The sequence below is a fragment of the Streptomyces sp. NPDC005141 genome (genome assembly GCF_053599975.1).
Window position 1 is genome coordinate 59506 of record NZ_JBSFYW010000033.1, and the last position, 14686, is coordinate 74191.

Annotated in this window: 10 protein-coding genes and 1 pseudogene; 4 read left to right on the forward strand and 7 right to left on the reverse strand. The window is 72.2% G+C overall.

Going from position 1 to position 14686, the window contains the following annotated elements:
* Positions 1 to 2 precede the first annotated feature (2 nt).
* The 4 genes and pseudogenes from ACWD68_RS24625 to ACWD68_RS24640 all read right to left on the reverse strand — a co-directional run bounded on the left by ACWD68_RS24625 (position 3) and on the right by ACWD68_RS24640 (position 4241).
* On the reverse strand, positions 3 to 635 hold the full coding sequence (locus ACWD68_RS24625; protein ID WP_451808600.1) for a GNAT family N-acetyltransferase: 633 nt from the start codon (positions 633 to 635) through the stop codon (positions 3 to 5).
* An 89-nt stretch (positions 636 to 724) separates the two neighbouring features.
* The gene (locus tag ACWD68_RS24630; RefSeq protein WP_451808601.1) at positions 725 to 1984 is read right to left on the reverse strand and encodes a Gfo/Idh/MocA family protein; all 1260 of its coding nucleotides are present in this window, start codon (positions 1982 to 1984) and stop codon (positions 725 to 727) included.
* 110 nt (positions 1985 to 2094) lie between these two features.
* Positions 2095 to 3333: a 3-phosphoshikimate 1-carboxyvinyltransferase gene (gene aroA, locus ACWD68_RS24635; RefSeq protein WP_451808602.1), complete on the reverse strand. Its 1239-nt coding sequence runs from the start codon at positions 3331 to 3333 to the stop codon at positions 2095 to 2097.
* 4 nt (positions 3334 to 3337) lie between these two features.
* Positions 3338 to 4241: pseudogene (locus ACWD68_RS24640) on the reverse strand (EamA family transporter).
* A 116-nt stretch (positions 4242 to 4357) separates the two neighbouring features.
* Between ACWD68_RS24640 and ACWD68_RS24645 the strand changes: the two are divergent.
* The 3 genes from ACWD68_RS24645 to ACWD68_RS24655 all read left to right on the forward strand — a co-directional run bounded on the left by ACWD68_RS24645 (position 4358) and on the right by ACWD68_RS24655 (position 8201).
* On the forward strand, positions 4358 to 5269 hold the full coding sequence (locus ACWD68_RS24645) for a LysR family transcriptional regulator (protein ID WP_451808603.1): 912 nt from the start codon (positions 4358 to 4360) through the stop codon (positions 5267 to 5269).
* Between the two features lie 324 nt (positions 5270 to 5593).
* Positions 5594 to 7462 (forward strand): glycoside hydrolase family 3 protein, encoded by a 1869-nt coding sequence (locus ACWD68_RS24650; RefSeq protein ID WP_451808604.1) that lies wholly within the window; start codon positions 5594 to 5596, stop codon positions 7460 to 7462.
* A 109-nt stretch (positions 7463 to 7571) separates the two neighbouring features.
* Entirely contained in the window at positions 7572 to 8201 is a 630-nt protein-coding gene (locus ACWD68_RS24655; protein WP_451808605.1) for a hypothetical protein, read from the forward strand.
* Between the two features lie 24 nt (positions 8202 to 8225).
* Here the strand turns inward: ACWD68_RS24655 and ACWD68_RS24660 are convergent, their stop codons facing one another.
* Complete coding sequence (locus ACWD68_RS24660) at positions 8226 to 9692, reverse strand: S28 family serine protease (protein ID WP_451808606.1); 1467 nt, start codon at positions 9690 to 9692, stop codon at positions 8226 to 8228.
* A gap of 195 nt (positions 9693 to 9887) precedes the next feature.
* Positions 9888 to 10277 (reverse strand): hypothetical protein, encoded by a 390-nt coding sequence (locus ACWD68_RS24665; RefSeq protein WP_451808607.1) that lies wholly within the window; start codon positions 10275 to 10277, stop codon positions 9888 to 9890.
* Between the two features lie 185 nt (positions 10278 to 10462).
* Between ACWD68_RS24665 and ACWD68_RS24670 the strand changes: the two genes are divergently transcribed.
* On the forward strand, positions 10463 to 10939 hold the full coding sequence (locus tag ACWD68_RS24670) for a hypothetical protein (RefSeq protein ID WP_451808608.1): 477 nt from the start codon (positions 10463 to 10465) through the stop codon (positions 10937 to 10939).
* On the opposite strand, the gene ACWD68_RS24675 is transcribed toward ACWD68_RS24670, so the two are convergent.
* The gene (locus tag ACWD68_RS24675; RefSeq protein ID WP_451808609.1) at positions 10923 to 14651 is read right to left on the reverse strand and encodes an ABC transporter ATP-binding protein; all 3729 of its coding nucleotides are present in this window, start codon (positions 14649 to 14651) and stop codon (positions 10923 to 10925) included. The two genes, ACWD68_RS24670 and ACWD68_RS24675, sit on opposite strands and share 17 nt — an antisense overlap.
* Positions 14652 to 14686: the final 35 nt, after the last annotated feature.

The following is a 14686-nucleotide window of genomic DNA, read 5'->3' on the forward strand; positions in this document are numbered from 1 at the left end:
TCCTACCGCGCGATCGCCCCGGCCGCGCGAACCGCTCCGCGCACCCGCTCGGACAGCCGGTCCCGGCATTCGGGCCACTCCGCCGCCGTCACCGAGTAGATCGCGGAGTCGCGGAGCAGGCCGTCCTCGCCCGGCGCCCAGGAGCGCGACCAGTTGCGCAGGACACCCTCCGGGCGGGCGCCGGTGCGCTCGATCGCGGCGCGGGAGCGGGAGTTGCGGGCATCGGTCTTCAGGTCAACGCGGGCGACGCCCCATTCCTCGAAGGCGTGCCGGAAGAGCAGGAGCTTCGACTCGGCGTTCACCCCGGTGCCCTGCGCGGAGGACGCGAGCCAGGTGAACCCGACCTCGACGGCGTCGAGCCGGTCGTCCGACCGCCAGCACCGCGGCTCCCAGTACGCCGTGGCGCCGACCGCCCGTCCGGAGGCGAGGGACACCTGCGCGTAGGGCGCGAGCATGCCCGTCGCGGCGCGGGCGAGCTGCGCGTCGACGTAGTCCCCGATCTCCTCGGCCCGGGGCACCCAGGTGAACGCGTACGAGTCCCGGTGCTCCTCCGCGGCCTCGGCGAGGTCGGCCGCGTGCCGGTGGCCGAGCGGCTCCAGCCGTACCAGCGCGCCTTCGAGAACCGGCCCCTTCATCTGGAAACCCAACGCCCCGCACCCCTTTGTCGCCCGGTATGTGTCCGAGCTGCGATTCCTATGCGGTGGGAGCGGCCCGTGTCCAGCGCTTATACGTCCTCGACGGTGCCCGCGTACCGGGCTCGTTCGGCGGCCAGGACGGTGAGATGGCTGGTCAGGGACTCGCGCGGGCCGGACTTCACCAGGTCGGGGTTCCCGGTGGCCACGGCGGCGACGAAGGCGTCCATCAGCCCGGCGTCACCACCCCCGTGGCCGCCCGCCGCGTCCATGCCGCCCAGGCCCGCGAGGTCGACGGTCTCCTCGGTCCGGGTCAGGAAGTCGTAGACGCTCACGCCGGCGCCGTCGCCGCGCAGTTCGCCCCGCGTCCCGAAGATCCGGGTCCGGCGGTCGGCCTGTTCGGTGAAGGCGGTCATGGTGAAACTGGCGGTGGCCCCGGAGGCGAACTCCATGGACACCACCTGATGGTCGACCACGTCGTTGTCGCAGGCGTACACGCACCGCCCGTAGGGGCCCTCGCGCAGGGCGGTCTCCAGTGCCTCGGGCGTGAAGTCGTCGACCAGCACGCTCAGCGGCCAGTGGTGTTCGCCGCGGGCGAGCCGGTCGCCGTACTCGCGCCGGGCGGAGTAGGGGCAGTCGCTCTCCACCGCGCAGTCCAGGCAGCGGTCGGCGGCGCCCTCGGGCCTGTTCTCGGGCCGGAAGTGCGAGAGACGTCCGAAACTGGAGACGCGTACGGGGGGTTGCCCGAGGATGTACTGCAACCAGTCCAGGTCGTGGCACGACTTGGCCATCAGCATGGACGTCGCCCGGTCCGTACGGCCCCAGTTGCCGCGGACGAAGGAGTGCGCCTGGTGCCAGAAGCCGACGGGTTCCAGGTGCTGGACATTGACGATGTCGCCGAGCCGGCCGGAGTCGACGACCTCCTTCACGGCGCGGGTGTACCGGGTGTAGCGCAGGACGTGCCCGACCGCGAGGATCACCCCGGCCTTCTCCACGGCGTCGACGATCCGCCGGCACTCGTCCTCGGTCAGGGCCATCGGCTTCTCCAGCAGGATGTGATAGCCGAGGGCCGCGAACTCCAGGACGGGTTCGAGGTGTTCGCGGTCGAGGGTGCAGATCAGCACGGCGTCCGCGATCCGGCCGCGGGCGGCCAGCACCCGCCAGTCGTCCACCGCGGCGTCCGGTTCCAGGTCGTGGGCCGCCGCGAACCGGCGCCGCCGGGTCTCCCGCGGTTCGGCCACGGCCACCACCCTGGCCCGCCCGGGGCGGGCCAGGGCCCAGCGCGCGTGGCCTGTGCCCCGGTCCCCGGCACCGACGACGGCGAGTGTGACAACGGAGGCGACGGAGGACATCTGTGGACCGCTTTCCCAGTCGGGTCGCAGGCGCGGTTGGCGCTGTCCGTCGCGAAGCTAACCGCCCGGGATCTCCGCGACAAGACCCTCGCGGCGCTCACCGGTCCGGCTCAGCCGTCCTCCCCGGCGGCCGCCCACGCCCCGAACACCTCGTGGAAGGCCGGGAAGGTCTTGCGGACGCATCCCGGGTCGTCGAAGCCGATGCCCGGGGTGCGCAGCGACGTCACGGCGAAGGCCATGACGACGCGGTGGTCGCCGTACGTCCTGATCTCGGCGGCGGCCGGGGTGCCCGGGTGGATCTCGATCCAGTCGGGACCGGTCTCCACACGGACGCCGAGCCTCCGGAGGTTCTCCGCGCAGGCCTCCAGCCGGTCGCACTCCTTGACCCGTGTGTTGGCGACGTCCTCGATCCGGACCGGGCCCGAGGCGAAGGGGGCGATGGCGGCGAGGGTCGGCATGGTGTCGGAGATGTCCCGCATGTTGACGGTGAGACCGCGCAGTTCACCGGTGCCGCGCACCGTCGTGCGGTCGGACCCGCTCGCCACGTGCGCGCCCATCCGGCGCAGGACGTCCACGAAGCCGAGGTCGCCCTGGAGCGCCGGCGCGCCGAGGCCGTGGACGGTGATCTCGCGGCCGGTCAGGGCGGCCGCCGCGAAGAAGTAGCTCGCGGTGGAGGCGTCGGGCTCGACGGGGTAGGTGGTGGCCCGGTAGCCGCCGGGCGCCACCTCGAAGACGTCGCCGTCCACGCGTACGTCCGCCCCGAACGCGCGCATCATCGCGAGGGTGATCCCGACGTACGGCGCGGAGACCAGGTCGGTGACCTCGATGCGCAGGCCCTTGCGGGTCAGCGGTCCCAGCAGGAGCAGGGCGGTGAGGTACTGGGACGACTGGCCGGCGTCGAGGGTGACCGTGCCGCCCTCCACCCCGGACGCCGCGATACGCAGCGGGTGGTGGCCCTCCGCCTCCTCGTGCCGCAGGTCCACGCCGAGGTCGCGCAACGCCTTCGACAGGGGCCCCAGCGGACGGCGGCGCATCTGGGCGGAGGCGTCGAAGCGGTAGGTGCCGTGGCCGGCGGCGGCGAGTGTCGGCAGGAAGCGGGCCGTGGTCGCGCCGTCCCGGCAGTACACGTCCGCCCGGGCCGCCGCCGGACCCTGCGGGCGGCCGTCGATGTGCCAGGTGTCCGGGGTCCGGCCGACGCGGTAGCCGAGCCGGGTCAGGCCCTCCGCGAAGCCCTCGGTGTCGTCCGAGCGCAGCGGGCGGACGAGGCGGGTGACCCCGTCGGCCGCCGCCGCCAGGAAGAGCGCGCGGGCGGTGATGGACTTGGAACCGGGAATGTCGACAACGGCCATGTGGTCATGCTGGCGTCCCGGCCCGCTCCCGCGCTGGAACGTCCGCCGACTGGACCTTCCGTGGCGCCCGCGAGGTGAGCGCCACCCCGCCCACCAGCAGGGCCGCCGCTCCCCACCGCAGCGGGCCGATCGGCTCGCCCAGGAACAGCGCCGCCGACGACATCCCGAAGACCGGGACGAGGAGCGAGAAGGGCGCGACCGTGGACGCGGGGTGCCGGTGCAGCAGCCAGCCCCAGGCGCCGAAGCCGAAGACGGTGGTGATCCAGGCGACGTAGACGACGACTCCGGCGCCCTGCCAGTCCAGGGCGCGCAGGGCGTCGAGGTCGCGGGTGGGGCCCTCGGTGAGCAGGGACAGGCCGAGCAGCGGGAGGACGGGGACGGTGCTCACCCACACCATGAAGTTCAGCGGGTCGGGTGGGGACGCCTTGCGGGTGAGGACGTTGGACAGACCCCAGCAGGCCGCCGCCGCGATGACCAGGGCGAAGGCGCCGAGGGGACCGGCCGTGCCCTCGTCGACGGCGGCCAGGCCCACTCCGCACAGGGCCACCGCCATGCCGCACAGCTTGACGCGGGTGGGGCGTTCGCCGAGGAAGGCGAAGGCGATGAGCGCGGTGAACACGGCCTGGATCTGGAGCACGAGGGACGACAGTCCGGCGGGCATCCCCGCGTCCATGCCGATGAACAGCAGCCCGAACTTCGCGACCGAGGGCGAGTCCGACCGCCACGATCCACTTCCACGCCACCTTGGGGCGGCCGACGAGGAACACGGCGGGCAGGGCTGCCACCAGGAAGCGCAGGGCCGAGAAGAGCAGGGGCGGGAAGTGGTCGAGCCCGATCTCGATGACGGTGAAGTTCACGCCCCAGACGGCGGCGACGAGAACGGCGAGGCTGATGTGGGCGGGTCGCATGCGTCGAGCATCCGACGCCACCACCATGTAGCACCAGCGCGAATATCTGCATGGATGGATGAAGCAATGCTTACGTAAGCTGGGAGGTGAGCGATGCCGCATCCCGGGAGGCCCCCATGCTCGATCTCCAGCGCCTGCGCGCCCTGCACGCCGTCTCGGTGCACGGCACGGTCGGCGCCGCCGCGGCCGCGCTCGGCTACACCCCGTCCGCCGTGTCCCAGCAGATCGCGAAGCTGGAGCGGGAGACCAGGACCGTCCTGCTGGAGCGGCGCGGACGCGGTGTCAGGCTCACCGAGCAGGCCGAACAACTCGCCACCACCGCACAGGAGTTGCTGGCGATCGTGGAGCGGGCGGAGACCGAGCTGGAAGAGCGCCGGGGGATGCCCGCGGGGCGGCTGACCGTGGCCGCGTTCGCCTCGGCGGCGCGTGGTCTGATGCCCGCCGTCCTGGCCGATCTGGCCGCGCGGCACCCGGCCCTGGACACCCGCCTGACGGAGGTCGACCCGCATCTGTCCGTCGATCTGGTCGCCAAGGGCGCGGTCGACCTGGCCGTCGCGCACGACTGGGACATCGCCCCGCTGCCCGCCCCACCGGGGGTGGAGCAGGCGGTGATCGGTGACGACCTGTGCGATCTGCTCGTACCCGCCGGGCACCCGTTCGCGGGGCGGACCTCCGTACGGCGGGGCGAGCTGGTCGGTGAGCGGTGGATCTGCCAGCCGCCGGGGCGGGTCTGCCACGACTGGCTGGTCCGCACGCTGCGCGAGGCGGGCCACGAGCCGGACATCGTCCACCAGGCCGAGGAGAACCCGACCCTCGTCGCCCTCGTCGGCGCCGGCCTCGGCGTCGCCCTCATCCCGCGCCTCGGCCGGGGCCCCCTGCCCGCGGGTGTGGTGGAGGTACCGCTCGACCCCCTGCCCGTCCGCCGCCTGTACGCGCTGTGGCGCTCCGGGGCGGCGCGCCGGCCGGCCATCGCCGAGACGGTCCGCACGCTCCGGTCCCACTGGCCTGCGGTGTCGGCGCGCGGTTGAGAGGGCCCACCGTCCTCAGTCACCCCAGCCGCACCGACTTCCGGCGTTCCCCCCGATCCGGGGAACCCGGGCCCCTCCCGCTTCGTCCCATCCGCATGCTGCCGGATGAGTCACCGCAGTGCGGTGTCGGCTTCGCTGCTGGCTGCGATCGCTGACCAACCCTCTCCGCCGCCTGCGGCCGGCAGCACGCCGTCACCGGCGCGCCCCCCTCCAACTGCGCCGGTGACGGCCCCTTCCCGGATACTGTGCACACCCTTGACTGGAAGAAACTTCCCGGATAATCGTGACTCCTTGGAAGTTTCCTTCACGAGGGAAGGAGCGCTTGTGCGCGACTCCAGCACGGGAAGCACCGCAAGACCGTCCGGACCCACCGAGCCGGACAGACCGTCAGGACCCTCCCGGCGTACGGTTCTCGCCGCCACGGCGGGCGTCACCGCCGCGCTGGCCGCGGGCCCGCACGCCCACGCGGCCGGGACCGGCCCGTACGGCGACAAGGCACTGCGCGCCCTCATCTCCCGTATGACGCTGGAGGAGAAGGTCGGCCAGCTGTTCGTGATGCGGGTGTACGGCCATTCGGCCACCGCACCCGACCAGGCCGACATCGACGCCAACCTCAAGGAGATCGGCGTCCGCACGGCCGCCGAGCTGATCGCCAAGTACCGCGTCGGCGGCATCATCTACTTCAGCTGGGCGCACAACACCCACGATCCGCATCAGATCGCCGCGCTGTCGAACGGGATCCAGCGGGCTTCGCTGGAACAGCCGCGCGGACTGCCCCTGCTCATCTCTACCGACCAGGAACACGGGATAGTGGCTCGTGTGGGCAAGCCCGCGACGCTGTTCCCGGGCGCCATGGCGCTGGGCGCGGGCGGCTCGCGGGCCGACGCCCGGGAGGTGGGCCGCATCGGCGGCGCCGAACTGCGCGCGCTCGGCATCCGCCAGGACTACTCCCCCGTCGCCGATGTGAACGTCAACCCGGCCAACCCGGTGATCGGTGTCCGCTCCTTCGGCGCCGACCCGGACGCGGTGGCGGGCCTGGTGACGGCCGAGGTGAAGGGCTACCAGGGCTCGGGTGTCGCGGCCACCGCCAAGCACTTCCCCGGCCACGGCGACACCGCCGTCGACAGCCACTTCGGCTTCCCCGTCATCACCCACAGCCGCGACCTGTGGTCGACGCTCGACGCGGTGCCCTTCCGGGCGGCCGTCCGCGCCGGCATCGACTCGATCATGACCGCGCACATCATGGTCCCGGCGCTCGATGCGGCCGGCGACCCCGCGACCCTCTCGCACCCGATCCTCACCGGCATCCTGCGCGGGGAACTCGGCTACGACGGCGTCGTGGTGACGGACTCGCTGGGCATGGAGGGCGTCCGGACGAAGTACGGCGACGACCGCGTCCCCGTCCTCGCCCTCAAGGCCGGTGTCGACCAGCTCCTCAACCCGCCAGACCTGAACGTCGCGTGGAACGCGGTGCTGAACGCCGTACGCGGCGGCGAGCTGACCGAGGCCCGCCTCGACGAGTCGATCCTGCGCGTTCTGAGGCTCAAGTCGAAGCTCGGGCTGCTGACCGACCCCTACGTCCGTGACGCGGGCGTCGACCGTGCGGTCGGCACTCCGGCGCACCTCAAAGCGGCCGACCGGATCGCCGAGCGCACCACCACGTTGCTGGTCAACAAGGAGGGGCTGCTCCCGCTGTCCCGGCGGCGCACCCCGAAGGTGCTGGTGGTGGGCGCCGACCCCGCCTCCCCCTCGCTGTCCGACGGGCCGCCCACCACCGTTCTCGCCGGTGCGCTGACCGAGCTGGGCTTCACGGCGACGGCCCTGTCCACGGGTACGGCACCGTCGGCGGCGACGATCGCCAAGGCCGTCGCGGCGGCGGCCGACGCGGACGCGGTGGTCGTCGGGACGTACAACGTGACGGCGACCGGGTCCCAGAAGACCCTTGTCGAGGGCCTCCTCGCCACGGGTGTCCCGGTGATCGCCGTCGCCATCCGCAACCCGTACGACGTCGCCCAGCTCCCCGGCGTCGGCGCCTGTCTGGCCGCCTACTCCTGGACCGACGTCGAACTGCGCGCCGCCGCCCGGGTGATCGCCGGCCGGGTGGACCCGCGGGGCAAGCTGCCGGTTCCGGTGCAGCGGGCGGACGACCCGGCGCAGGTGCTGTATCCGATCGGGTACGGGTTGACGTACTAGCCGTACGCAGCCCACCCGGTGCCCCACCCCCAAGTGAGCCAAAGGGGCCCGCATGTCTGGCGTGTGCCTGCCCCGGCGGGTCACGCTGGGCGGGGGTCGGGGGGAAGCCATGCGAGCCAGCTCGGTGTGTCGGCGTTCCGGAGGAATCGCGTGCGCTCTCCTGCTGGCCTCGGCCGTCCTCGCGGGCTGCGACCGCTGGTCGGGCCCGGGGGCCGAACCCGGCCCGGCACCGGCCGCGACGCGCCCCTCCGGCTACGGATCGGTCTTCCTCGCCCGCGACGAGTGCAGCTCCTTCGGCACGACCAGTTTCACGGAGGTGTCCTGCACCAGTGAACGGGCCGCCGCCCGGGTGATCGCCCGCTACGAAGGCAAGGTCGCGGACGGCCCGTCCTGCCCGGCGACCACGGACTTCGTCCTGCACATCAGCGAGTCCGGGCCCGCCTCCGACGAGAACGGCGACGGCGCCGTGCCGCAGGGCTACGCCTGCATGCGCAAGCTCGAACCCCCGCATCCCGGAGACCCGGGCGGCGGCGGAGGGCCCCGCACCGTCGTCGGCGACTGCGTCTACGGCGCGGGCCGCGGGCAGGTCCGCGAGACGGCGTGCGACGGCACCGGCAAGAGGCGCCCGGAGTACAAGGTGACGTCGGCGGTCACGGCCCGCTCCACGTGCCCGTCCTCCACGGAGCTCTATGTCGAGCTCGGCGGTACCAGGCCGGTGGGCTGCGCCCGCCCGGTGTGAGCAGGGGCGGACGCAGCCGGGACGCTACGTCATGTCGCGTTCGACGTCACGCCGGTCCAGCTTCGCGTCGAACGTCGCGAGCGGCCTGGCCGCCGACGGGTTCGCCTGGACCGCCGCGGAGGCGACACCCGCCCACTCCAGGATTCGGGCGGTGGCGAGCGCCTTCTGGTCGGCGACGAGCCCCGCGACATTGGCGCCGTGGTTCAGACCGGGCGCCGTGAAGACGTACGCGTCGCGCGCCCCGGAGCCGAGGCGGAAGCGCTCGGCGCCCCACGGGTCGTTCTGGCCGTAGACGAACAGCATGTGGTGCGCGTGGTGGCGGACCCAGCCGTCCACGTCACGCATCGCCGACGGGTGGAACTTCATCGGGATGGAGCGCGGCACGAAGTTCCGCGGGGGCTGGTAGCCGTAGCGGATGTACTTCTTCTCGATGTACGGGAAGTGGATCGTCGGCGCGCCCAGCTGGGTGCCCGCCTGGTAGTAGTACGGGGTGTACGTCTCCAGGCCCTGGTCGGTGTAGGCGGAGAAGCCGGAGATGCCGTCGACGGAGTTCCAGATGTCGTCGTCGCTCGCGTGCGCGGCGTCCGCCGGGATCGCGTCGCAGTCCGACAGCAGGCTGTACTGCCAGAAGCCCCACACGTAGTCGAGGACGACCGCCTCGTACGCCTTGTCGAGGCTGCCGACGGTGGTGAAGGTGTAGCCGTTGTCGGCGGCGTACGCCGCGTACTTCTTCTCCAGCGGCTCCCGGCGCACGAGGGCCTCGCGCTGCACGGCGTTCAGTTTGTCGCGGCACTCCTTGGTGCCGACGGCGGCGAAGAAGCGGTCGTACGCGGGGTCCTCGTCGTTGACGACGTCGTTGGGCGCGACGTAGGCGACCACTCCGTCCATGTCGCGCGGGTAGAAGCGCTCGTAGTACGTGGCGGTCATGCCGCCCTTGGAGCCGCCTGTGGAGATCCACTTCTTGCCGTAGACGGGCTTCAGCGCCTGGAAGATGCGGTGCTGGTCGCTGGCCGCCTGCCAGATGTCGAGCTTGGACCAGTCGGCCGGGTCGGGCCGGGACGGTGTGAAGAAGCGGTACTCCATCGAGACCTGGTTGCCGTCCACGATCTGGGTCGGCTCGCGTCGGCTCGGGTTGGCGGAGACGTTGTAGCCGCCGGTGTAGAAGACCGTCGGGCGCGCGGTGTCCTTGTGCAGCACCGTGATGCGCTGCTGGAACGTGCCCTTGGACGGGTGCCGGTGGTCGACCGGCTGGGTGTAGTTCAGGACGAAGAACCGGTAGCCGGTGTACGGCTTCTCCTGGATCAGGCTCATGCCCGGGATCGCGAGAAGCCGGTCCAGGATGTCCTCGTCGGTCGTGCCGGTGGTACCGGTCGTGGCGGTGGTACCGGTCGTGGCGGTGGCCTCCGGCTGGGCGGCGGTGGCCGCCCCGGCCGTGCTCAACGTGCCTATGAACACAGTGAGCGCCAGCAGCCATCTGAGCGCCTTGCGCATGCACCCTCCCCTGGGAATACGCAGATGTCCGCCGGAACCTAGCGGAGCAACTCCCGTGACACCAGGGGTTCTTGGGCCAACACTGTGAGCTTTCGGTGAGCGGCCGAGCACGCCGGGCCGGGCTGCCGTCAGGGCGCGAGGGTTTCCGTGGGCGCACGGCTCAGCTCCGAGGGCGTACCGCTCGGCAGAGGGGGTTCAGCAGAGGATCCAGCCGGAGCTCATCGAGCCCGAGCCGACCGAGCCCTTGATCCGGACGCAGCGGTGGCCCGCGTACACGGTCACCGGGCCCGCGTGATGCGCGAAGTGCCCCGCGTCGATCACCGGCCGGCCGCCGCGTGCCTGCACGCTGACGGACATCCGCTTGCGGGAGCCGTGCGCCTTGGGGAAGGTCGCGGCGCAGACGTAGCCGCCGCGCTTGTACACGTGCACGGAACCGGTCGTGAAGGGCAGCGTGCGGACCTTGCGGCCCGAGCAGGAGGAGGGGGCGGCGTGGGCGCTTCCCGGGCTCGTGAGCGCGAGCAGCCCGGACGCGGTCAGCACGGCCACGCCGAGCGCCAGCCGTCGGCGTATCGCACCACTGTCCACTGTCGTCCCTCCCGCAGCAATCAGCGTACTGGTGTACGGACGCGGAACGTATGGCGGATGGTTGCGCACCGCTGGAGCGGCTTGGTCGGTCCGCGCTTCACCCGTGCGAGGTTTTTTCCTTTTTCGGGGCAACCGTGCCCGTTTACCCGGGGTCCAACTGATCAGGAAACGAAAGGCGGTAGTCCATGTCCGGCATCAAGCCCTCCCGCACGACCAGCCGCGCACTCGTCGCCGCGGCCCTTCTGATCACCGCCGGTGCCTCCGTACCGGCCGTCGCGCGTTCCACCGCCCCACCGCCCGCCCGCAGCGGGAGCAACGGTCCCGCCTACGACCGCGTGGCCGACTTCTACGGCGCCTACATCGACTCCGTGACCGACTCCGGCTCGGGCCGCCTCAGCACCCAGCTGCGGTCCTTCTACCTGAGCTCGGGGCTGCGCTCCCGGCTGACGACCTGGGAGAACCGCCGGCACGCCGACGGGGTGCTGCGCGCCCAGGACGTGCCGCGCGCCTGGAAGGTGACGCCGGGCGACAGCGGCGCCGGGCACACGTGGTCGACGGTCCGGCTGACCTGGGGCTCCGACCGGCATCCGACGTACACCTATCTGACGGTGCAGTCGGATCTGGCGACGAAGAAGATCTCCGACATCAAGCCGAAGAGCTGACGGGCTCCTCGGGTTCCGGGGCACCCACGAACGTCCGCCACAACGCGGCGTAACGGCCGTCGAGCCGGAGCAGTTCGTCGTGGGTGCCGTCCTCGGTGACGCGGCCGTGGTCCATCAGCACGACCCGGTCCGCGCGGGCGGCCGTCGTCAGCCGGTGGGCGACCACCAGCGTCGTCCGGCGGCCCGCCAGCCGGTCGGTGGCCTGGTTGACCAGGGCCTCCGTCGCCAGGTCCAGCGCCGCCGTCGCCTCGTCGAGGAGCAGGACGTCCGGATCGACCAGCTCCGCGCGGGCCAGCGCGATCAACTGGCGCTGGCCGGCGGAGAGGTTGCGGCCGCGCTCGGCGACCTCGTGGAGATAGCCGCCGTCCAGCGTGGCGATCATGTCGTGGGCGCCGACCGCGCGGGCGGCGGCCTCCACCTCGGCGTCGGTGGCGCCCGGACGACCGTAGGCGATGGCGTCGCGGACGGTGCCCTGGAAGAGGTAGGCCTCCTGGGGGACGACACCGAGCCGGTGCCGGTAGGCGGTGATGTCGAGGTCGCGCAGGTCCGTGCCGTCGACCGTCACCCGCCCGCCCGTCGGGTCGTAGAAGCGCGCGACCAGCTTCACCAGCGTCGACTTGCCCGCGCCGGTCTCACCGACGAACGCGACGGTCTGCCCGGCGGGGATGCGCAACGACACCGCGCTGAGCGCCTCCTCGGCCTCGTCCGCGGGGCCGTACGCGAAGTCGACGTCCTCGAAGGCGATCTCCCCCCGCAGCGACGGCACCTCCAGCGGCTCGTCGGCGGCCTTCGTCGACGTCGGCTCCCGGAGCAGTTCCTGGATGCGGCCCAGCGAGACGGTGGCCTGCTGATAGCCGTCGAAGACCTGCGAGAGCTGCTGCACGGGAGCGAAGAACAGGTCGATGTAGAGGAGGTAGGCGACCAGCGCGCCGGTGCTGAGCGTGCCGGCGTCGATCCGGTGGGCGCCGACGATCAGCACCGCCGCCGCGGCCGCCGAGGACAGCAGCTGCACGAACGGGAAGTAGACGGAGATCAGCCACTGCCCGCGGATCCGCGCCCTGCGGTAGCTGTCGCTGCCTTCCGCGAACCGCCGCCCGCTCGCGTCCTCGCGCCGGAACGCCTGGAGGATCCGCAGCCCGGACACCGACTCCTGGAGGTCGGCGTTGACCACCGACACCCGCTCGCGGGCCAGTTCGTACGCCTTGACGCTCGCCCGGCGGAAGAAGAACGTGCCGATGACCAGCGGCGGCAGCGTCACGAAGACGACGAGCGCCAGCTGTACGTCGATCACGAGCAGGGCGAACATGATGCCGAAGAAGGTGACGACGGAGACGAAGGCGGTGACCAGACCGGTCTGCAGGAACGTCGACAGCGCGTCGACGTCGGTCGTCATCCGGGTCATGATCCGGCCCGTGAGCTCCCGCTCGTAGTAGTCGAGGCCTAGGCGCTGGAGCTGCGCGAAGATCTTCAGGCGCAGCGCGTACAGGACCCGCTCGCCGGTCCGGCCCGTCATCCGGGTCTCGCCGATCTGCGCCGCCCACTGGACGAGCACGGTGACCAGCGCGAACCCGGCCGCCACCCACACGGCGCTGTACGCGAGCCGGGTGACGCCGTCGTCGATGCCGTGCCGGATCAGCACGGGCAGCAGCAGCGTCATCACCGCGTCGACGGCGACCAGGGCGAGGCTGATGAGCAGCGGGGCCCGGAAGCCGCGCAGCAGCCTGCGCAGACCGTACGAGTCCTCGGCCCGGACCGCGGCCGCCTCGTCGATGTCCGGGAGCTCGGTGGCCGGGGGCAGCGCCTCGACCTGGGCGAGGAGTCCGGGTGTGCCGGGCATGCCGTCGAGCGCGGTGTCCCTGGGCTCGCGGTCGCCGGTCCACAGACGCGGTGTCAGCCCGCGCTCGGCGTCGAACTCGGCGTCCAGCTCGTCGCGTACGGAGGTGTCCTCCCGCGGTGCCGCCGGCAGGGCGTGTCCCGGGGAGACCCCGCCCAGCTCGTCGGGGTCGGTGAGCAGCCGCCGGTAGAGGGCGGAGCGGGCCTGGAGTTCCTCGTGGGTACCGATGTCGGCGAGCCGGCCGCCGTCCAGGACGGCGATGCGGTCGGCGAGGTTGAGGGTGGAGCGCCGGTGCGCGATCAGCAGGGTCGTGCGGCCCTCCATGACGTGCTTCAGAGCCTCGTGGATCTCGTGCTCGACCCGGGCGTCCACGGCGGAGGTGGCGTCGTCGAGGACGAGCAGCCGCGGGTCGGTGAGGATCGCGCGGGCGAGCGCGACGCGCTGGCGCTGCCCTCCGGAGAGGGTGAGTCCGTGCTCGCCGACCGTGGTGTCGTAGCCGCCTGGCAGCTCCGCGATGAACCGGTCGGCCTGGGCGGCACGGGCCGCGGTCTCGATCTCGTCCTGGGTGGCGTCGGGGCGGCCGTAGGCGATGTTGGCGCGCACGGTGTCGGAGAAGAGGAAGGAGTCCTCGGGGACGAGCCCGATCGCGGCGCGCAGCGACTGGGTGGTCAGCTCGCGGACGTCGTGCCCGCCGACGAGGACGGCGCCGTGCGTCACGTCGTAGAAGCGGGGCATCAGCAGCGAGACCGTCGACTTGCCGGAGCCGGACGAGCCGACCACGGCGAGGGTCTCGCCGGACCGGATCTCGAAGCTCAGCCCGTCCAGGACCGGCCGGCCCTCCTCGTACCCGAACGACACGTCGTCGAACTCGACGGTGGCGGGCGCGTCGGCCGGCAGGGCCTTGGTGCCGTCCTTGATCGACGGCTCGGTGTCGATGAGCTCGAGGACCCGCTCGGCGCCGGCGCGGGCCTGCTGCCCGACGGTGAGGACGACGGCCAGCATCCGCACCGGCCCGACGAGCTGCGCGAGGTACGTGGAGAACGCCACGAAGGTGCCCAGCGTGATCTGGCCGCGTACCGCCAGCCAGCCGCCGAGGGCGAGCATCGCGACCTGGCCGAGGGCGGGCACGGCCTGGAGGGCCGGGGTGTACTTGGCGTTCAGCCGGATGGTCCGCAGCCGCCCCGCGAAGAGCCGCCGCCCGACCTCGCGCAGCTTGCCGGTCTCCTGGTCCTCCTGCCCGAAGCCCTTCACCACTCGGACCCCGCTGACCGCGCCGTCGACCACGCCCGCCACGGCGGCGGCCTGCGCCTGCGCGTACCAGGTGGCCGGGTGCAGCTTGGAGCGGCTGCGCTTGGCGACGAACCACAGGGCCGGGGCGACGGCCAGCGCGACCAGGGTGAGCGGCAGGGACAGCGCGGCCATGATCCCGAGGGAGATCAGGAAGAGCAGGATGTTCCCGATGGTCATCGGGAGCATGAAGAGCAGACCCTGGATCAGCTGGAGGTCGCTGGTCGCGCGGCCCACGACCTGCCCGGTGGACAGCTCGTCCTGGCGCCGCCCGTCCAGCCGGGTGATCGTCCCGTACATGTCGGTACGGAGATCGTGCTGGACGTCGAGGGCGAGCCGGCCGCCGTAGTAGCGGCGGATGAAGGTGAGGGCGTAGACGAGGACGGCCGCGCCGAGGAGCGCGCCCGCCCAGGGGGCCATGCCTCGGCTGTGATCACTGATGACGTCGTCGATGACCACCTTGGTGATCAGCGGGACCACCGCCATCACGGCCATGCCGCCCAGCGAGGAGCCGAGCGCGAGCACCACGTCCTTCGGGTACCGCCATGCGTACCCGGCGAGCCGCCGTGCCCATCCCCGCTCCGTCGTCACTCCGGTGCCTTCCGTAGATCTCACTCCGCCGGAAG

What these genes read in the sequence shown, in the direction of transcription:
- ACWD68_RS24645 (WP_451808603.1), top strand. Translation starts at nt 4,358, where the DNA reads ATGCTCGATCTCCAGCGCCTGCGCGCCCTGCACGCCGTCTCGGTGCAC.
- ACWD68_RS24670 (WP_451808608.1), top strand. Translation starts at nt 10,463, where the DNA reads ATGTCCGGCATCAAGCCCTCCCGCACGACCAGCCGCGCACTCGTCGCC.
- ACWD68_RS24630 (WP_451808601.1), bottom strand. Translation starts at nt 1,984, where the DNA reads ATGTCCTCCGTCGCCTCCGTTGTCACACTCGCCGTCGTCGGTGCCGGG.
- ACWD68_RS24655 (WP_451808605.1), top strand. Translation starts at nt 7,572, where the DNA reads ATGCGAGCCAGCTCGGTGTGTCGGCGTTCCGGAGGAATCGCGTGCGCT.
- aroA (WP_451808602.1), bottom strand. Translation starts at nt 3,333, where the DNA reads ATGGCCGTTGTCGACATTCCCGGTTCCAAGTCCATCACCGCCCGCGCG.
- ACWD68_RS24660 (WP_451808606.1), bottom strand. Translation starts at nt 9,692, where the DNA reads ATGCGCAAGGCGCTCAGATGGCTGCTGGCGCTCACTGTGTTCATAGGC.
- ACWD68_RS24625 (WP_451808600.1), bottom strand. Translation starts at nt 635, where the DNA reads ATGAAGGGGCCGGTTCTCGAAGGCGCGCTGGTACGGCTGGAGCCGCTC.